Origin of the sequence: Sphingomonas gellani (assembly GCF_900110035.1) — a bacterium.
Taxonomy (GTDB): Bacteria; Pseudomonadota; Alphaproteobacteria; order Sphingomonadales; family Sphingomonadaceae; genus Sphingomonas; species Sphingomonas gellani.
The window spans coordinates 37,868-54,967 of the sequence record NZ_FOCF01000011.1; the positions used below are offsets into that span (position 1 = coordinate 37,868).

The window sequence follows — 17,100 nt, forward strand, 5'->3', positions numbered from 1 at the left end:
GACCGTCGCCATACCCCGCCCGTCCTGAAGCGCCGGTGAACCGACGCAAGATCTTGAAAGGCCGAAACCTATGCCCCGAGGGGTGACGGCGTCCCGAATGGGCCGGACGGCCGGCGCGTCTTCGGAATGGACGTGCCCGCGCGCGGCACGGTTGGCTTCGGACCGGCATCGATCTTGCCGATCTCCTCACCCGCGATCAGCTTCTTGATCTCCTCGCCAGACAGCGTCTCGTACTCGAGCAGTGCGCCGGCCAGCAGGTGAAGCTGATCGACATGATCGGTCAGCAGGTGCTTGGCGCGGTCCAGCCCGCCCTGAACGATGCCCTTGATCTCGTCGTCGATCAGCTGCGCGGTCGCGTTCGACATGCGCACCGGCTGCGACGAGGAATAGCCCAGGAACGACTCGCCCTCGGGCTGAGCATATTCGACGGGGCCGACCTTGTCCGACATGCCCCATTTCGTGACCATGTCGCGCGCCAGTCCGGTCGCATACTGGATGTCGCCCGACGCGCCCGACGATACCTTGTCATAGCCGAAGATGATCTCTTCCGCGACGCGGCCGCCCATCGACACCGCCAGGTTCGCATACATCTTGTCACGGTGGTAGCTGTAGCTGTCACGCTCCGGCAGGCGCATCACCATGCCCAGCGCACGGCCGCGCGGGATGATCGTCGCCTTGTGGATCGGATCGGACGCCGGCTCATGCAGCGCGACGATCGCGTGGCCCGCCTCATGATAGGCGGTCATGCGCTTCTCGTCCTCTGTCATCACCATGGACTTGCGCTCGGCGCCCATCATGACCTTGTCCTTGGCCTCTTCGAACTCGGCCATGGCGACCAGCCGCTTGGACTTGCGCGCCGCGGTCAGCGCCGCCTCGTTGACCAGGTTCGCCAGGTCGGCGCCGGAGAAGCCGGGCGTGCCGCGCGCGATCACTCGCGCGTCGACGTCGGGAGCCAGCGGCACCTTCTTCATGTGCACTTCAAGGATCTTGATGCGGCCCTCGATATCCGGACGCGGCACCACGACCTGCCGGTCGAAGCGGCCCGGACGCAGCAACGCGGGATCGAGCACATCGGGACGGTTGGTGGCGGCGACGATGATGATTCCCTCGTTCGCCTCGAACCCGTCCATTTCGACCAGCAGCTGGTTCAGCGTCTGCTCGCGCTCGTCATTGCCGTTCCCCAGGCCCGCGCCACGATGGCGGCCAACCGCGTCGATCTCGTCGATGAAGACGATGCACGGCGCACTCTTCTTCGCCTGTTCGAACATGTCGCGCACGCGGCTGGCGCCGACGCCGACGAACATCTCCACGAAGTCGGAGCCGGAAATGGTGAAGAACGGCACGCCCGCCTCACCCGCGATCGCACGGGCGAGCAGCGTCTTGCCGGTGCCGGGCGATCCGACCAGCAGCGCGCCCTTCGGGATCTTGCCGCCCAGCCGCGCGAACTTGGTCGGGTCCTTCAGGAACTCGACAACCTCCTGCAACTCCTCGCGCGCCTCATCGATACCCGCGACGTCGTCGAAGGTGACCTTGCCCTCCTTCTGCGTCAGCATCTTGGCGCGGCTCTTGCCAAAGCCCATCGCACCCGATCCGGTGTTCTTCTGCATCTGCCTGAGGACGAAAAAGGCGATGCCCATGAACAGCAGGAAAGGCAGCGAATTGTACAGCAACACCATCCAGACGGACGGCCCCTCCTCCGGCTTGGCGGAAATGGCGATGCCCTTTTCGCGCAGCTTGGGGACGAGCGTCGGGTCCTGGATGGGATAGGACCGGAACTTGTCACCACTCGTCAGCGTGCCCGAGATCAGGTCGCGGGAGATGTTGACGTCCTTGACCGTGCCCTCGTCCACCTTGTCGAGGAACGCCGAATACGGGATCGTGTTGCCGCCCTGCTGGCTGCCGCGACCATCGATCACGGTCACGAACAGCGCCAGCGTGACCAGCACCCCGACCCAGATCAACAGGCTCTTCATCCACGGATTGGCTCTGGGACCGTTGCCCGGACCACCGCCCTGCCCGTTATTGTCGCCCGAGCCGCCGGCCCGCTTGTTGTCGTCGCTCATGGCGCCAAGATAAGCGCGGCAGAGTTAATGGCAATGGAACGTGGTGGCGCTTTCGTCGATCGGTGCGCCCCTCGCTACGAACGACGCGCCGGTGCGCGGCTGAAATGCCAGTTTGCCCCCTCCGCGCGGGCCAGGACATCGGCCAGCATCGCCTGTTCGCCCGCCTCCAGTGCATCCAGCAGCCGCTCGACGTTCAGCCCGGCTCCCGATTCGTCGATGTCCGCTACGTGAGCGACTGCGAGTCGCGCAAGTCGTCGGCGCATCTCGCGCGGCAGGTCGGCGACATCGATCCGGACACGGCCCAGCGCGGCTTCGCTGGCCCGCTCGCGCCACAACCAGCGGGTCATGCTGGTCAGGTCGGCATCCACCTCCTCCAGCTGCGACGCCGCGCGTGCGACCGCCGTTGCGTCCAGCCACGGTGCATCGGCCAGCCAGGCACGGAACCGGGCCCGCTCGAACCGGGGATCGGCGTTGCTCGGATCGTCGATAAAGGGCAGCTCGGCAGTCCGGCACACCGACCGCAGCGCCGCTCGCCGCCACGCCAGCAACGGTCGAAGGATCGGCACGCCCTGCGCCTCCCCCCCGACTCCGGCCAACAGGCGCGGACGGATCGCCGCCAGCCCCGACAGGCCCGCGCCGCGCGCCGCCCTCATCAGGAACGTCTCCACCTGATCGTCGGCATGGTGCGCAGTGCACAGCGCCGCCGCACCCGCGCCATGGGCAAATGCGACCATCAGGCGATAGCGTTCACGCCTTGCCCAGGCATGGATGTTGCCTGACGCTGGCGCGGGCGTGGCGATCGCCAAAGCGGCGTGTGGGACGCCCGCTCCGGCGCACCAGCGCGCGACCATCGCCACTTCGGCCGCGGCATCGGCGCGCAGGCCATGATCCACACTCGCCGCCAGCACCTGTCCGGGAAACGCCTGCGTCGCGAGCCACAGCATCGCCATGCTGTCCGGCCCACCCGACACCGCGCAGGCAATCCGATCGCCGGGCGCAAGCGACCGCCCCAGCGCCGCCGTCAGGTCGCGGCGGAACCGTTCAATCTGCTCATCCGCCGCCGCCGCGCCCGGATCACTGGCACTTTGCGGCGGCACGGCCCCGGGTCACATCGGCCTTCATGGTGGCGGAAATCTTGGCGCCGTACACGTCGGTCAACTCGCCATAGACCTTGCACGCGTCGGCCGGCTTGTTCAGCTTCATCAGTGACTGGGCGAGATAGTACAGACTTTCCGGGGCGCGCTCACCCTCCGGCATCTTCTTGTAATTGTCGTAAAAGGCCATCGACGCCAGGCTGGGCTTGCCCTGGTCCAGATAGGACCGGCCGAGCAGGTTCTGCGCATAGCTGGCACGGCGGTTCTTGGGATATTGCGCCACCACCTTCTTCAACTGCGCCTCCGCCTCCGGATACCGCTTCGCCGCCCACAGACGGTATCCGTACAGATATTCGTCCTCGGGCGCGTCGCCGGTGGACGGCCTTTCCACACTGGCGTCGGAGGGTGCAGCGACCGGCGTCGCGGACGGGCGCGATGGTGTCGCCGCCGCGGGCGAAGTGACGGCGGGGCGTGACGGCGTACGCGTCGGGGTGGTCGTGCCCTCTTCGACATCCGGCGGCGCCAGTGGTGCGGCGGCGCTGGACATGGCGGTCAGCCGCGCGTCCGTGCCGCGCTTGTACGCGTCAAACTGGTCCTGCAACTGGCGGATGCGATACCCGTTCTGCTCGACCTGGCCCGTCATGTTCGCAACCTGACGTTCCAGCGCGGCGACGCGGCCGGTCAGGTCCGCGACGGCACTGGTCGCGGGCGCACCGGGCGCTGCCGCGCTGGACACGGGCGCCTGCACGTCGGGTTGGATCAGGGTGCCGCCACCGTTGGGAAAAACCTTGCGCTGCACGGCCCGCATCTCGCCTTCCAGCTTGCCGACACGGCCGTCCAGATTGGAGCGGTCGTCCGCCCGCGATTGGGCCCAAACCGCGGCCGGAAGCATCAGTGTCGCGGCACACGCCACGATCAAGGGCTTACGCATGCAAAGAACACCCCAGAGGATTGGTGGTTAACGACACGGGCTATAGCGAAGGCGCGTGGAGCGGTGCCAGCCCCCCTTTGAGGTTAGTCGCACCCGGCCCACGCGCCGACGCAAGCGACCGGCGCGCCATCAGCGGTTACTCGCGGACGCGCCGGCGGGCGGTGCTGGCGCAGGTCCGGTAGGCGCCGACGAAGCGGCAGGCCCTCCGGACGCGGAAGTCCCCGCCGCGGACAGGCGCGCGGCAATCGCGGATGCGCTGACCGACACGCCACGGATGGGTCGCTCTCCGGTACCGAGCGGCGGCACCGCCGACCCGTTCAACGTCACCTGCAACTTGTCGGGCCGCCCGACGGTGATCTTCGGATCCTTGGCATCGGCAGGCACGTCGAAGCGTTCGCCCGGCTTCATGTTGTCATTGTACAGTGACTTGTTGTCGGCGTCGTAGACGCGCAGCCACACCTGATCCGTCGCCAGCAGGCTGACCTGCCCGGTCTTCGGCGGCGTCGTTCGGACCGCCGGCACCGGGGCGGATGCGACAGGGCCCGCCGCGGGGGTAGCGGCCGACGGCGCGGAGCCGGTGCCGTCGCGGAGCATCGACGTGCCGAACCACAGGACGGCCAGCACCAGCAGCGCCAGCGCCGCGCCGATGCCCAGCACGGCGACCGTCCGGCTCGGCACCCGCGCGGGATCGGCGACCTGGAACGGCGTGTAATCTGGCTGGCGGCGTCCCAGCCGGGCGACCTCGTCCCGGACGCGTCCCGCGACCAGCACCTCGTCCGCCCCGACCGCGCGGGCAAAGGCCTTTGCGAAGCCCACCGCATAGGTCGGCGAGGGCAGGCGGGAGTAATCGGACGCCTCGATCGCCTCCAGATGGCGGACGGGGATGCGCGTGCGGGCCGCCACCTCCTCCAGCGACAGGCCCATCGAACTGCGCTGCGCACGCAACGTCTCACCGCCCGAAAGCGGTGGCGGCGGCGTGCCCGCGCCGGTGGCGGCGTTATCCATCAAGCTCGCAACTCCCCCGCGACGGTATTGCCCCTTTCATGGCCGGGGCGGCGCAAGCGTGTCAACGCGCCCGCCCAAGTCTTTCATCGCCGGCTCAGGCCAGTTCGACGCCGTGCCGCTCCGCCCAGTCCGATAACGCCCCGCGCATGTCGCGCGGCGGCGCGGCGAGCAGCTCGCGCAGATAAATGGCCAGTTCGGCCTGGTCCAACGACCGGATCATCGCCTTGACCGGGCCTACGGCGGCCGGAGTGATCGACAGGCGTTCTATTCCCAGTCCGATCAGTGCCATCGCCTCCAGCGGCCGGCCGCCCATCTCGCCGCACACCGCCAGCTTCACCCCGGCCTGCCGCGCCGGACCCACGATCCGGGCGATGAAACGCAGGATCGACGGCGACAACCAGTCGTACCGTTCGGCCAGCTTCGGGTTGGCGCGGTCCGCCGCGAACAGGAACTGGGTCAGGTCGTTGGTGCCGATCGACAGGAAATCCAAGCGCGGCAACAAAAGGTCCAGCTGCTCGGCCAGCGCCGGCACCTCCAGCATCGCACCATAGCGGATGTCGGCGGGCAGGCGCTTGTTGCGCCCGGCCAGGAACGCGCGCTGCGCCTCGAACAGGGCGCGCGCCTCGTCGAACTCCCAGGGTTCGGACACCATGGGGAACATCACGAACAGGGTCCGACCGGCCGCCGCCTCGATCAGCGCGCGCGCCTGCGCCTTCATCAACCCGTCGCGTTCCAGCGCCAGGCGCAGCGCGCGCCAGCCCATTGCGGGGTTCTCCTCCTCCCCGTCGTCGTGCGTCAGATAAGGCAGTGCCTTGTCCCCGCCGATATCGACGGTGCGGAAGATGACCGGCCGCTCGCCCGCCGCATCCAGAACCTCGCGGTACAGACGCTGCTGCCGCTCGCGCTGGGGCAGGGTGGCGGACACCAGGAACTGGAACTCGGTCCGGAACAGGCCGATGCCGTCCGCGCCGGTCATATCCAGCGCGGCCACGTCGTCCCTCAGACCCGCATTGACCATCAGCGTGACGCGCTGCCCGTCGCGGGTCGCCGGCGGCAGGTCGCGCATCGCGGCAAAGGCCTGGCGACGCTTCTGCCGCAACTGCAGCCGCGCCTCGAATGCTTCCTCCATGCCGGTCGAGGGCCGCACGAACGCCACCCCCTCCGTCACATCGAGCAGCAACAGGTCGCCTTCGCCGATCAGTCGCTTCACGTCCCGCACCCGGCCCAGCACCGGCACACCCATCGCGCGTGCGACGATGGTGACATGCGCGGTCAGCGACCCTTCCTCCAGGATCACGCCCTTCAGCCGCCGCCGGTCATATTCCAGCAGCTCCGCCGGACCCAGATTGCGCGCGATCAGGATCGTGTCCTGGCGCAATCCCATCTGCGCCGCGGTGCCCATCTGGCCCGACACGATGCGCAGCAGCCGGTTCGCCATGTCCTCCAGATCGTGCATGCGATCGGCGAGCAGCGGGTCGTCGATCTGGCGCATGCGCTGGCGCGTGCGCTGCTGCACCCGCTCTATCGCCGCCTCCGCGGTCAGGCCGGAATCGATCGCCTCGTTGATCCGCCTCGCCCAGCCCTCGTCATAGGCGAACATCTTGTAGGTCTCGAGCACCTCGACATGCTCGCCGCCCACGCCGAACTCCGCCTCCCGCGCCATGCGGTCGATCTGTTCGCGCATCTTATCAAACGCGGCATAGACGCGGTGCCGTTCCGCATCGATGTCCTCGGCCACCGTGTGTTCGATGACGACGCGCGGCTGGTGGAACACGGCATGGCCCGACGCCATGCCCTCCACCAGCTTCTGCCCGCCGACACGCAGCGCCTGGGTGGACTGCGCCGGACGGGTCGACCCGCCCGTGCTTTCGTCGATCAGCCCGGCATTGGCGATCAGTTCTGACAGCACCATCGCCACCGTCTGCAACGCCTCGATCTCGACATCGGCATAGCGGCGCGGGTCGGTGTGCTGGACGGCCAGGACGCCCACCGCCCGCTCCCGCCGGATGATCGGCACGCCGGCGAAGCTGTGGAATCGGTCCTCGCCCGTTTCCGGCTTGTACGCGAAGTCGGGATGGCTCGCGGCCTCGTCGAGGTTCAGCACCTCCACATGCTTGGCGATGGTGCCGACCAGCCCCTCGCCCAGCGCCAGCTTGGTGACGTGCACGGCGTCCTGGTCCAGCCCGCGCGTCGCGAACAGTTCCAGCACCCCCTCGCGCAGCAGGTAGATCGAGCACACCTCGCTGTCGATCGCCTCGCCGATGATCTGGGTGACGCTGTTCAGCTTGGCCTGCGCCGTGCTGCGGGCGGCCATCACGTCGTGAAGGCGGGTCAGGATCTCGCGGGCGGAGGCGGCGGCCGAGACGGGCATCGCGAATGGCTAGCAGGTCACGGGCCACGGCGTCACGTGGCAAATCTTCGCGGCGGAACAGCTTGCCCATGCACCGGGTTGATCCACCCACATGACGGCACGCGCACCTTGACCTTTTTCGAGATATTGCTTGGCCTGCTGCTGGTCGCCATCGTGCTGTTGCAGGTGGCCCGGCGCCTCGGGCTTCCCTATCCGTCCATGCTGGCGCTGGCGGGGGTGGGCGTGGCGTTCCTGCCGGGCATTCCGCCGATCCATATCGACCCCGACACCGCGCTTGCCCTGTTCATCGCGCCCGTGCTGCTCGATGCGGCCTATGACTATCCCCTGGATGCGGCGAGCCGGTTGTGGCGACCGCTGACTATCCTGGTGCTGGGCGCGGTGCTGGTAACTGCCGCGACGATCGCCGGCATCGGATGGTGGTTCGCGAACCTGCCCATCGCCGCCGCGATCGCTCTCGGCGCCATCGTCGCACCGCCGGACGCCGCCGCCGCCACCGCAGTCGCCAATTCGGTGTCGCTGCCGCGCCGCACGGTCGCCGTGCTGAAGGGGGAGAGCCTGCTGAACGACGCCACCGCCCTGCTGTTGTTCAACGGCGCGCTGGCGGTCCAGACGGCGGACGGATCGAATGGGGAGATCGCCCTGCACCTGGCATTGGCCGTTCCCGGCGGCCTCCTGCTCGGCGTGGCATCGGGATGGCTGTTGCAGCGGGTCAACAGGTTCGTCGCCGGCACGCTGGGCGGCAACATCCTCCAGTTCGTCGGCGCGTTCGTGGTGTGGCTGGTGGCGGAGCATCTGGAGCTGTCCGCCGTGCTGGCGGTGGTCGCATCCGGCGTCACCATCGCCCGGTCCGCGCACCGGGACACGTCACCGCGCGTGCGGGTGCACTCCTTTGCGGTGTGGACGACCGTGGTGTTCCTGCTCAACGTCGTCGCGTTCCTGCTGATGGGCATGCAGGCCAGGGTGATCCTCGGCCGACTGCCGGCCAGCGAACTGCCCGGCCAGCTGGGTATCGTCGGACTCGTGGTGGCGGGCGTGGTGATCGCCCGCATGCTGGTGGTGATGGCCTGGAACGTCGCCTCCCGCCGCTGGGCATGGGTGCGCGGATCGCTGGAGCCGCCGACCGTGAGCCAGGGCGTGCTGGTCGGCTGGGCCGGGATGCGCGGGCTGCTGTCGCTCGCCACCGCCTTCGCGCTGCCGCCCAACTTCCCCCAGCGCGACATGGTCGTGCTCGCCGCATTCGCGGTGGTCCTGGCGACGCTGGTGTTCCAGGGGCTGACACTGGCGCCGCTGATCCGCCTGCTCAAGCTCGACCGGCTGGAAGACCCGGAGGAGGAGGTGGCGGAGGCTCGCCGGCGGCTGACGGACACGGCGCTGACCCGGCTGAAGGACTTTCCCGACGCGAAGGCACTGCACGCCACCTTTTCCGCCAAGCAGCGGGCCGACGACGATCCCGATTGCGCAGAATGGCTGGACCGACAGCGCGATGCGATGCTGGCCGTGGTCGATGCGCAGCGTCACGAACTCGATCGCCTGCGCCGCGACGAGACGATCGGGACGGAGGTGTTCTACCAGTTGCAGGAGGAACTGGACTGGCGCGCGCTGACCCTGGTGCCCGAAGAGGAAAAGCGCATCGAGGAGGCGTAGGGCCGCCCGATTACCCGTCGAACAGACCCTCCTGCGACCCGGCCGGCGGGTTCAAGCCCAGATGCTTCCACCCGCCCGTATTCAGCACGCGCCCGCGTGCGGTCCGCGCCACCAGGCCCAGCTGGATCAGGTACGGCTCGATCACTTCCTCGATCGTGTCGCGCGGTTCGGACAGGCCGGCGGCCAGCGTCTCCACCCCGACCGGGCCACCGCGATAGATGTCGGCGATCATGTGCAGGTACCGCCGGTCCATCGCGTCCAGCCCCAGCCCATCCACTTCCAGCCGGTTGAGCGCGCGGTCCGCCACCGGCCGGTCCACCACGCTCGCCCCCGCCACGTCGGCGAAATCGCGCACCCGCCTGAGCAACCGGCCCGCGATACGCGGCGTGCCCCGCGACCGCCGCGCGATCTCCACCGCCCCATCCGGCGCGATGCCCAGCCCCAGCAGACCGGCGGCCCGCGTCACCACGCGTTCCAGCTCGTCCACCGTGTAGAATTGCAGCCGCACCGGAATGCCGAACCGGTCACGCAACGGCGTCGTCAACAGCCCCTGCCGCGTTGTCGCGCCGACCAGCGTGAAGCGGGGCAGGTCGATGCGGACCGACCGGGCCGATGGCCCTTCCCCGATCATCAGATCCAGCGCGCGGTCCTCCATCGCCGGGTACAGCACCTCCTCCACGGCGGGCTGAAGGCGATGGATCTCGTCGATGAACAGGACGTCGCCGTCCTCCAAATTGGTCAGCAGCGCGGCCAGGTCGCCCGATTTCGCGATCACGGGACCGGACGTGGCGCGAAAGCCCACGCCCATCTCGCGCGCGATGATCTGCGCCAGCGTCGTCTTGCCCAGGCCGGGCGGGCCGAAGAACAGGACATGGTCCAATGCCTCGGACCGAGCGCGCGCCGCCTCGATGAACACGCGCAGATTGTCCCGCGCGGCACGCTGCCCGACGAAGTCATCCAGGCTCTTTGGTCGGAGCGCCGCGTCCACGTCCTCGGGCCGGCGGGATGCGGAAAGAAGGCGGTCGTCGGTCACGTCCAGCGTCGTACCCCGACCCGTCGCCACGCGGCAAGGTGTCGCGCCGAACAACGCCGCCCCGTCACGCCGCGCGACCCGCAGCCGCTAACGATGGTGCGACGACAGGAACGCCCACATCGCCTCGTTGTCGACCGTGCTCCAGCTGTGCGGGCCCCCGCGTGTGACGCGGCCCACCACCTCCGCCCCATCGCGGCAGCCGGCATAGCCCTCCTCATAGACGCGCTGGTCCAGCCAGCGGGTCGGACGTGGCATCGTGCAGCCGTTCAGCGCCGCCCAGCGCTGCTCCGCGGCTTGCATCGAATATTGCCAGTAAGGCGCGCCGCCGCCCGCGATCGGGTTGGTGGTGTCGGCATCCCCGGCAAAGGCGATGACCGGCATCGAGCGCACCGGCCGGCACGTCGCCGGATCGGGGGTTGCCGCGTCCTCCTTCGACGGCCTGCCGGCACGCAGACCGACCACCGGCGCAATTGCCGCGAAGCGATCGGCCGCGACACAGCCGAGCCACGACGTCATGCGCCCGCCACCCGACAGGCCGGTGACATAGACGCGGGTGCCGTCGACGCAGCCGGCGCGGATCAGCTGGTCGATGCCGGCCAGGATGAACGCCACGTCGTCACGATCGCCCGGCCCCGGCATCGCGCCGCTGACGGAGGGGACGCCCGGTATGTTCCACACGAACCCGTTGCCTGAACGGATACCGCCGTCCGGCGCGGCGACGATGAAGCCGTGCCGGTCCGCCGTGGCGGCCAGCCCGCTTTCCCTCAGCATGTCGCGCCCCGTCGATGTGCTGCCATGCAGCAGCACCAGCAGCGGGATCGGCGCGTGCCGAGTGGCGTCGGCCGGAAAGTGCAGCGACGCCGGGGCAAAGCCTCCCGCACCCTCTGGTCGGATGCACTCCGCCGCCGCCGTTCCGCCAACTCCGGCGCCGCACAGCAGCAGGGCTGCCGTCGCGAGCGCGCGGCAAAGGGCGACCAACGCCGCCACCATCCTCGTCCGGTTGCCGATCATCCCGTCAACTCCCTTGTCGCGCCTGATGAACGCCAAGTCCCAGGCGACGCACGTCCCTGGATCGACCCGCTACCTGGCCGCCTTTTTCAGGGCCAACCGCACCAGCGCGTCCAGCGAGGCGCCGGGCCCCAGATCCTCCTCCGCCGCGCCGACCGCGCTGGCCGCCTCCGCGGGGCGGAATCCCAGGTTGAGCAACGCCGACACCGCGTCCGCCGATGCGCCGACGGGCAGCGCCTGCGCAGACGCCGCCGGGCCGAGCGCGGGGATCGCGCCGACCTTGTCCTTCAACTCACGCACGATCCGCTCGGCCAGCTTGGGTCCGACGCCGTTCGCCCGCGCCACGCTCGCCTTGTCCTGCGCGGCAACCGCACGGTTCAGCTCCGCCGGCTCCAGCACCGACAGGATCGCCAGCGCCACGCGTGCGCCGACCCCCTGCACGCCGGTCAGCAGCCGGAACCAGTCGCGCTCATCGGCGCGGGCGAACCCGACCAGCCGGATGAAGTCCTCACCCACCAGCGTTTCGGTGAACAGCGTCGCCGCCTCTCCGACCGCGCCCAGCGCCGCCAGCGTGCGCGACGACGCGCCGACCAGGTACCCGACGCCGCCGACATCGATCACCGCATGGTCGATGCCTGTGGAGTCCAGCCGCCCCTTCAGATGCGCGATCATGCGCCGATCCCCCCTCGCGCGTTCACGCGCCTATTCCCGTACTGCGCCGCGCGCGTGCCTGCGCGCTGGCCAGGTGGTGCGCATGGGTGATCGCCACCGCCAGCGCGTCGGCGGCGTCCGGTCCGGACAGCTTCACGCCCGGCAGCAGATGGCCGACCATCGCCTGGATCTGCCGCTTGTCCGCGCCGCCGGTGCCGACCACCGCCTTTTTCACCACGCTGGGATGATATTCGCCGACCGCGAGGCCGGCGCTCGCCGCCGCCAGCAGCACGACGCCCCGCGCCTGACCCAGTTTGAGCGTCGATTGCGCGTTGGTGTTGCCCAGCACCTCCTCCGCCGCCGCGCTGTCGGGCCGCTCCACGCGGATCATCTCGCCCAGCGCTTCGTACAGGTTGGACAGGCGCCGGGGCAGCGGCATCGACGGTTCGGTCTTGATCTGGCCGTTGCCGACATGGCGCAACCGGTTGCCGTCGGCCGCAATCAAGCCCCAGCCTGTTGTGCCGAGGCCGGGATCCAGGCCGAGGATTATCACGCCAACCCGATCGGGAGCGCGATCAGGAGAGCTTCTCCATCACCTCGTCGGACACTTCGTAATTGCCCCACACGGTCTGCACGTCGTCGTCGTCGTCCAGCGCGTCGATCAGCTTGAACAGCGTCGCCGCATCGCCTTCCTCGACCGCCACCATGGTCTGCGGCCGCCAGGCGAGCTTCGCGCCCTCCGCCTCGCCCAGCACCGGCTCCAGCGCCTTGGCCACTTCGTGCAGGTCGCCCTGCGCGGTCCAGATCTCGTGCCCGTCCTCGCTGGACGTCACGTCCTCCGCGCCCGCTTCCAGCGCCGCCTCGAACACCTTTTCGGCGTCGCCGGCGGTTGCGGGATAGTTGATCAGGCCCATCCGGTCGAAACCGTGGCTGACCGATCCGGCGGTGCCCAGATTGCCGCCGTTCTTCGACACCGCGGTGCGCACGTTGGTCGCGGTGCGGTTGCGGTTGTCGGTCAGCGCCTCGATGATGAGGGACACGCCGCCGGGACCGAAGCCCTCGTAGCGGATTTCCTCGTAATTCTCCGTGTCGCCCTTTGCGGCCTTGTCGATCGAACGCTGGATGTTGTCCTTGGGCACCGACTGCGCCTTGGCCGCGTTGATCGCGGCGCGCAGGCGCGGGTTCATGTCGGGATCGGGCAGGCCCATCTTCGCCGCCACCGTGATCTCTCGCGACAGCTTGGAGAACATGGAGGAGCGCTTCTTGTCCTGCGCGCCCTTGCGATGCATGATGTTCTTGAACTTGGAATGGCCTGCCATGGTGCGCCTTTTGAGAAGATGCGCCCGCCTTTAATCCGCGCCGCCGTCCTTCGCAAATGCGCGCGCGCCGGCGATGCCATCGATCTTCGCCTCCAGCCCGCCCAGCCGTTCCACCACCAGATTGTCGATCTTGGCATGAAGGCGCAGGATCTCCAGCTCCGCGCGCAGGTTGGTCTCGTAATCCAGCCGCGCGGCCAGCCGATCCTTCGTCGCCTGCCGGTTCTGACTCATCATGATGACCGGCGCCTGGATCGCGGCCAGCGTCGACAGCATCAGGTTCAGGAAGATGTACGGATACGGGTCGAACGCCATCCCGAAATGCGCCAGCACATCGGAATTGAGCAGCATCCAGCCGAGCAGCACCGCGCTGAACCCGATGATGAAGCTCCACGACCCGCCGATCGCCGCGACCCGATCGGCCAGCCGGTCGCCATATCCGGCGCGCAGGTCCGCCTCGTCCGCCGCGTCGCGGCTGACCGGCGTGCCCGCCTCGATGCTGTCCAGGACGCGGCGTTCCTCCTCGCCCAGTTCCCCGCCCAGCGCCGGTGCGGGAATCAGGTGGCGGGCGAATTCTGCCTGGGGCGGATGGTTGGCCATGAACGGGCATCCTGAACGGTGCGATGAATCGGAACTGCGGCGCCCCTAGCCGACGCCCGGCCCGCCGCAAAGCGCTTGCCCCCGCCCCTCCTGATCGGCCAAACGCGTGTCGATCATGACCGTACGCGTAGACATGGGCACCGACGAGCGCGGGGCGCCCGTGACCATGGACCTTGAGGAACTGCTCGCCACCCGATTGCTCGTGCAGGGCAATTCCGGGTCGGGAAAGTCGCACCTGCTGCGCCGCCTGCTGGAACGCTCCGCCGGGCAAGTGCAACAGGTGGTGATCGATCCCGAAGGGGACTTCGTCACCCTGTCCGCCTACGGCCATGTCGCGGTCGAGGCGGCGGATTATTCGGAACGCGAGATCGCGCGGATCGCCGCCCGCCTGCGCGAACACCGCGCCAGCGTGGTGCTCAGCCTGGAGGGGCTGGAAGCGGAGGGGCAGATGCGCTGCGCCGCCGCATTCCTGTCGGCGATGTTCGATGCGCCGCGCGAACACTGGTATCCCGCGCTGGTGGTGGTGGACGAGGCGCAGCTGTTCGCGCCCTCCGCCGGCGGCGAAGTGGCGGAGGAGGTGCGCCGCGCGTCGCTGTCCGCAATGACCAACCTGATGTGTCGGGGACGCAAGCGCGGCCTGGCCGGCGTCATCGCCACGCAGAGGCTGGCGAAGCTGGCCAAGAACGTCGCGGCGGAGGCGTCCAATTTCCTGATGGGCCGCACCTTCCTCGACATCGACATGGCGCGCGCGGCCGATCTGCTCGGCATGGACCGGCGCCAGGCGGACGCGATCCGCGACCTGCCGCGCGGCGCTTTCCTGGCGCTGGGTCCCGCCGTATCACGTCGCCCGCTGACCGTCCGCATCGGCGCGGTGGAGACCAGCGCCCGCTCCTCCAGTCCCAAGCTGACGCCGCTGCCCAGCGCGCCGGTGGAGAACATGCAGGAACTGCTGTTCGCGGAGCCGGAACCCGACACCGCGCCCGCGCTGCCGTTCGACTTCGATCCCCGGCCCCGCCGTGTACCGGCTGAGGAACTGGAACACACCATCGCGCGTCCGCCGCTGCCGACCACCGCCGCGCCGCCTCCGCCGACCAAGACGGACGAGGAGGTGGAGGCGATCTACGCCGACGTGCTGCGCGCGATCGTGGAGGATGCCGAATCGACGTTCCGCCCCGCCGGAGTGCTGTTCCAGGATTTCCAGGTGCGGTGCCGCATGGCCGGGCTGGCGCGTCCGGCGCTGGACCTGCCCGGCTTCACTCGCCGGCTGTCCGCCGCCCGCGCGGGCATCTTCACGCCCGAGGCGGAGGAGTGGGCCGACGCAATGGCGCTCGCGCACACGCTGCCCGACGACATGCTGGGCGCGTTCCTGCTGGTCGCACGCGCCGCGCGAGAGGGGGAGCCCTGCCCCCCGGACGAGGCGATCGCGCGCACCTACGGCACCAGCTCGCTCGGCCGGGTGCGCCGCCTGCTCGGCTATATCGAAAGCCGCGACCTGTTCGTGACCCGCACCGACCTGTCGGGCAAACGCTCCATCACCATCCCGCGCCTGGGCTGGACCACGGCGGCGAGTGAGGCGGCGTAGGCGCTCACTCTCTTGCGGCCAATGTCGCGCCGCGGTCGATCATGCCCATTGATGTTGACGCAGGGTCAAGCGGCATAAGGAGCGCATGGATGATTCGCTGCCCATCGATGAAGTGGTCCGCCGAACCGGCCTGACGTCGCGCGCGCTGCGCTTCTACGAGGCACGCGGCCTGATCTCCCCGCTCCGGACGGGCGCCGGCAGACGCTGGTTCGGCCCGGCCGAGCTGGAGCGGATCCATCGCATCGTCGCGCTGAAAAAGGCCGGGCTGACGCTTGGCGACATCAAGCGCCTCTTCGACCGCAAGCCCGTCGACCTGGAAACCCTGTTGCGGGCGCAACGCAGGCGTCTGGCCAAACAGGTCAGCGAGGTCGCCGACGCGATCGGCCTCATCGATTCCGCATTGTCACGCATCGGCCGAGGCGAGCCGCTCGATGCCGCGACGCTTTGCTCGCTGATCCATGATGGAGATACGATCATGACGGACCAAGCCAATGCGTGGCGTGAGATCATCGGCGACTATTACACGCCCGAGGAACAGGCCGAGTGGAAAGAGCACATGGCCGCCTCCCCCGAGTTCTCGCAGACAGCCTATCTGGACAAATGGCGCGAACTGAGCGCACGCATCGAGGCGTCCCTGCCGCTCGACCCGGCCAGCGATATTGCCCTCGCGTTCGTGCGGGAGTGGTTCGGCCTGCTCGAACCGTTCAGCCGCGCCGCGACCCCGACGATGTGGGCCGGCTCCATGCGGCTCTATGACGACATGGGCGCTTGGGAAGGGAAGGTCGATGCCGGCTTCTCGAAGCGAGTCTGGGACTTCATGCGCGACGCGGCCGCCGCTGCTCGAAGCGCCGGCAAGGATGTGGGGCCGCTACCCGAATGGATGCAGCACCCCTCGTGACGGCTGACCGTTCACACCGTCCGCTCGGCCAAGCCGGCCAGGCGGACGGTTACGGTGTCTACGCGAATGTCCCGGGCGATCCGTTCGCCCTGTGTCGAAGCGTAATGTACAAACAGCCGGCACGGCGGACAGACCGGCCGCGCCATGCCATCACAGCATGCCAAGCGCCTGCATGTACGTTTCCAGGATCGCTTCTTCTTCCTGATACTCTTCGCGCTTCTTCTTGCGGATCGACATGATCTTGCGAATTGCCTTGGGGTCGTACCCACGGCCCTTCGCCTCGGCCATCACGTCCTTGATGTCGTCCTGAATGCCCTTCTTCTCTTCTTCCAGGCGCTCGGCGCGCTCGATCAGCAGGCGCAGTTCCTCCGCGGCGACGTGACCGCCGCCCATGCCTTCGTTCCGTTCCTCGCGATCCGCCGCCATACCCACCCGGCCAGGCCTTTCGCCCGCCGCTCCCTTTGTTCGATTCGAAATAGCGCGCCGACCGGCCGGCCGGCGACAGGGCCGCGCGTCTAGGCGTTAACCCCTTCGCGCTCAACCCCGACGACCGTGGCGGTCGATCAGGCGTTCTTCTTCAGGCTCTCGGCCATGCGGGCCAGCTGTTCGGGTGTCGCATCGCTCTGGTGGCGCGCCTTCCACTCGGCCGACGGCATGCCGTGGATCGTCTCCCGCGCCGCCGCCTTGTCCAGATCGCCCGCTTCCGCGATCCAGTCGCCCAGGCAGTTGCGGCAGAAGCCCGCCAGTCCCATCAGGTCGATGTTCTGCGCGTCCGATCGGTGGCGCAGGTGGCGCACCAGCCGGCGGAACGCCGTGGCGGCCACCGCGTCGTCGAGTCGGTCCAGATCGTCCATGTCATGCGCCTCCAAGGTTGATCGCGCGCCATTAAGGGCTAGAGGCTCGA

The 17,100-nt window shown here is 68.8% G+C and carries 16 protein-coding genes; 3 read left to right on the top strand and 13 right to left on the bottom strand.

Translation table 11 applies throughout. The features are described from left to right. Nucleotides 1-68: 68 nt before the first annotated feature. From ftsH to ptsP, 5 genes are all read right to left on the bottom strand, one after another. Complete coding sequence (gene ftsH / locus BMX37_RS16660) at nt 69-1,973, bottom strand: ATP-dependent zinc metalloprotease FtsH (RefSeq protein ID WP_212611482.1); 1,905 nt, start codon at nt 1,971-1,973, stop codon at nt 69-71. Nucleotides 1,974-2,137: 164 nt separating this feature from the next. Further along, complete coding sequence (tilS, locus tag BMX37_RS16665) at nt 2,138-3,160, bottom strand: tRNA lysidine(34) synthetase TilS (RefSeq protein ID WP_093666915.1); 1,023 nt, start codon at nt 3,158-3,160, stop codon at nt 2,138-2,140. Next, nucleotides 3,138-4,088 (bottom strand): tetratricopeptide repeat protein, encoded by a 951-nt coding sequence (locus tag BMX37_RS16670; protein WP_093666916.1) that lies wholly within the window; start codon nt 4,086-4,088, stop codon nt 3,138-3,140. The genes tilS and BMX37_RS16670 overlap by 23 nt, the downstream gene beginning before the upstream one ends. Before the next feature lie 129 nt (nt 4,089-4,217). Then, nucleotides 4,218-5,093: a helix-turn-helix domain-containing protein gene (locus BMX37_RS16675; protein ID WP_093666917.1), complete on the bottom strand. Its 876-nt coding sequence runs from the start codon at nt 5,091-5,093 to the stop codon at nt 4,218-4,220. 94 nt (nt 5,094-5,187) lie between these two features. Then, nucleotides 5,188-7,464, bottom strand: coding sequence for a phosphoenolpyruvate--protein phosphotransferase (gene ptsP, locus BMX37_RS16680; RefSeq protein WP_093666918.1), 2,277 nt, complete (start codon nt 7,462-7,464; stop codon nt 5,188-5,190). Nucleotides 7,465-7,572: 108 nt separating this feature from the next. On the opposite strand from ptsP, the gene BMX37_RS16685 reads away from it, so the two are divergent. Beyond that, nucleotides 7,573-9,108 carry a cation:proton antiporter gene (locus BMX37_RS16685; RefSeq protein WP_093666973.1) on the top strand — a complete coding sequence of 512 codons (1,536 nt, stop codon included), beginning with the start codon at nt 7,573-7,575 and terminating at the stop codon, nt 9,106-9,108. Between the two features lie 10 nt (nt 9,109-9,118). On the opposite strand, the gene ruvB is transcribed toward BMX37_RS16685, so the two are convergent. The 6 genes from ruvB to BMX37_RS16715 all read right to left on the bottom strand — a co-directional run bounded on the left by ruvB (nt 9,119) and on the right by BMX37_RS16715 (nt 13,716). Further along, nucleotides 9,119-10,141, bottom strand: coding sequence for a Holliday junction branch migration DNA helicase RuvB (gene ruvB / locus BMX37_RS16690; RefSeq protein WP_093666974.1), 1,023 nt, complete (start codon nt 10,139-10,141; stop codon nt 9,119-9,121). An 87-nt stretch (nt 10,142-10,228) separates the two neighbouring features. Then, nucleotides 10,229-11,152, bottom strand: a complete 924-nt coding sequence (locus BMX37_RS16695) for a CE1 family esterase (RefSeq protein WP_244501653.1) — start codon at nt 11,150-11,152, stop codon at nt 10,229-10,231. A 69-nt stretch (nt 11,153-11,221) separates the two neighbouring features. After that, on the bottom strand, nt 11,222-11,821 hold the full coding sequence (gene ruvA / locus BMX37_RS16700) for a Holliday junction branch migration protein RuvA (protein WP_093666919.1): 600 nt from the start codon (nt 11,819-11,821) through the stop codon (nt 11,222-11,224). A 22-nt stretch (nt 11,822-11,843) separates the two neighbouring features. Next, nucleotides 11,844-12,353 (bottom strand): crossover junction endodeoxyribonuclease RuvC, encoded by a 510-nt coding sequence (gene ruvC, locus BMX37_RS16705; RefSeq protein ID WP_093666920.1) that lies wholly within the window; start codon nt 12,351-12,353, stop codon nt 11,844-11,846. Between the two features lie 22 nt (nt 12,354-12,375). Beyond that, the gene (locus tag BMX37_RS16710; protein WP_093666921.1) at nt 12,376-13,119 is read right to left on the bottom strand and encodes a YebC/PmpR family DNA-binding transcriptional regulator; all 744 of its coding nucleotides are present in this window, start codon (nt 13,117-13,119) and stop codon (nt 12,376-12,378) included. 30 nt (nt 13,120-13,149) lie between these two features. Further along, nucleotides 13,150-13,716, bottom strand: a complete 567-nt coding sequence (locus BMX37_RS16715; RefSeq protein ID WP_093666922.1) for a DUF1003 domain-containing protein — start codon at nt 13,714-13,716, stop codon at nt 13,150-13,152. Between the two features lie 115 nt (nt 13,717-13,831). On the opposite strand from BMX37_RS16715, the gene BMX37_RS16720 reads away from it, so the two are divergent. Beyond that, nucleotides 13,832-15,298, top strand: a complete 1,467-nt coding sequence (locus tag BMX37_RS16720) for an ATP-binding protein (protein ID WP_093666976.1) — start codon at nt 13,832-13,834, stop codon at nt 15,296-15,298. Nucleotides 15,299-15,383: 85 nt separating this feature from the next. Continuing rightward, nucleotides 15,384-16,196, top strand: coding sequence for a MerR family transcriptional regulator (locus BMX37_RS16725; protein ID WP_093666923.1), 813 nt, complete (start codon nt 15,384-15,386; stop codon nt 16,194-16,196). Between the two features lie 150 nt (nt 16,197-16,346). Here the strand turns inward: BMX37_RS16725 and BMX37_RS16730 are convergent, their stop codons facing one another. Continuing rightward, a complete protein-coding gene (locus BMX37_RS16730; protein ID WP_212611483.1) occupies nt 16,347-16,589 on the bottom strand; it encodes a DUF2312 domain-containing protein in 243 nt (80 codons plus the stop codon). A gap of 170 nt (nt 16,590-16,759) precedes the next feature. After that, entirely contained in the window at nt 16,760-17,050 is a 291-nt protein-coding gene (locus tag BMX37_RS16735) for a DUF1244 domain-containing protein (protein ID WP_093666925.1), read from the bottom strand. Nucleotides 17,051-17,100: the final 50 nt, after the last annotated feature.

Coding starts and splice junctions, on each gene's coding strand:
- BMX37_RS16715 (WP_093666922.1), bottom strand. CDS start 13,716: ATGGCCAACCATCCGCCCCAGGCAGAATTCGCCCGCCACCTGATTCCC.
- BMX37_RS16725 (WP_093666923.1), top strand. CDS start 15,384: ATGGATGATTCGCTGCCCATCGATGAAGTGGTCCGCCGAACCGGCCTG.
- BMX37_RS16675 (WP_093666917.1), bottom strand. CDS start 5,093: ATGGATAACGCCGCCACCGGCGCGGGCACGCCGCCGCCACCGCTTTCG.
- BMX37_RS16710 (WP_093666921.1), bottom strand. CDS start 13,119: ATGGCAGGCCATTCCAAGTTCAAGAACATCATGCATCGCAAGGGCGCG.
- ptsP (WP_093666918.1), bottom strand. CDS start 7,464: ATGCCCGTCTCGGCCGCCGCCTCCGCCCGCGAGATCCTGACCCGCCTT.
- BMX37_RS16695 (WP_244501653.1), bottom strand. CDS start 11,152: ATGATCGGCAACCGGACGAGGATGGTGGCGGCGTTGGTCGCCCTTTGC.
- BMX37_RS16735 (WP_093666925.1), bottom strand. CDS start 17,050: ATGGACGATCTGGACCGACTCGACGACGCGGTGGCCGCCACGGCGTTC.
- BMX37_RS16730 (WP_212611483.1), bottom strand. CDS start 16,589: ATGGGCGGCGGTCACGTCGCCGCGGAGGAACTGCGCCTGCTGATCGAG.
- ruvA (WP_093666919.1), bottom strand. CDS start 11,821: ATGATCGCGCATCTGAAGGGGCGGCTGGACTCCACAGGCATCGACCAT.
- ftsH (WP_212611482.1), bottom strand. CDS start 1,973: ATGAAGAGCCTGTTGATCTGGGTCGGGGTGCTGGTCACGCTGGCGCTG.
- BMX37_RS16720 (WP_093666976.1), top strand. CDS start 13,832: ATGACCGTACGCGTAGACATGGGCACCGACGAGCGCGGGGCGCCCGTG.
- BMX37_RS16670 (WP_093666916.1), bottom strand. CDS start 4,088: ATGCGTAAGCCCTTGATCGTGGCGTGTGCCGCGACACTGATGCTTCCG.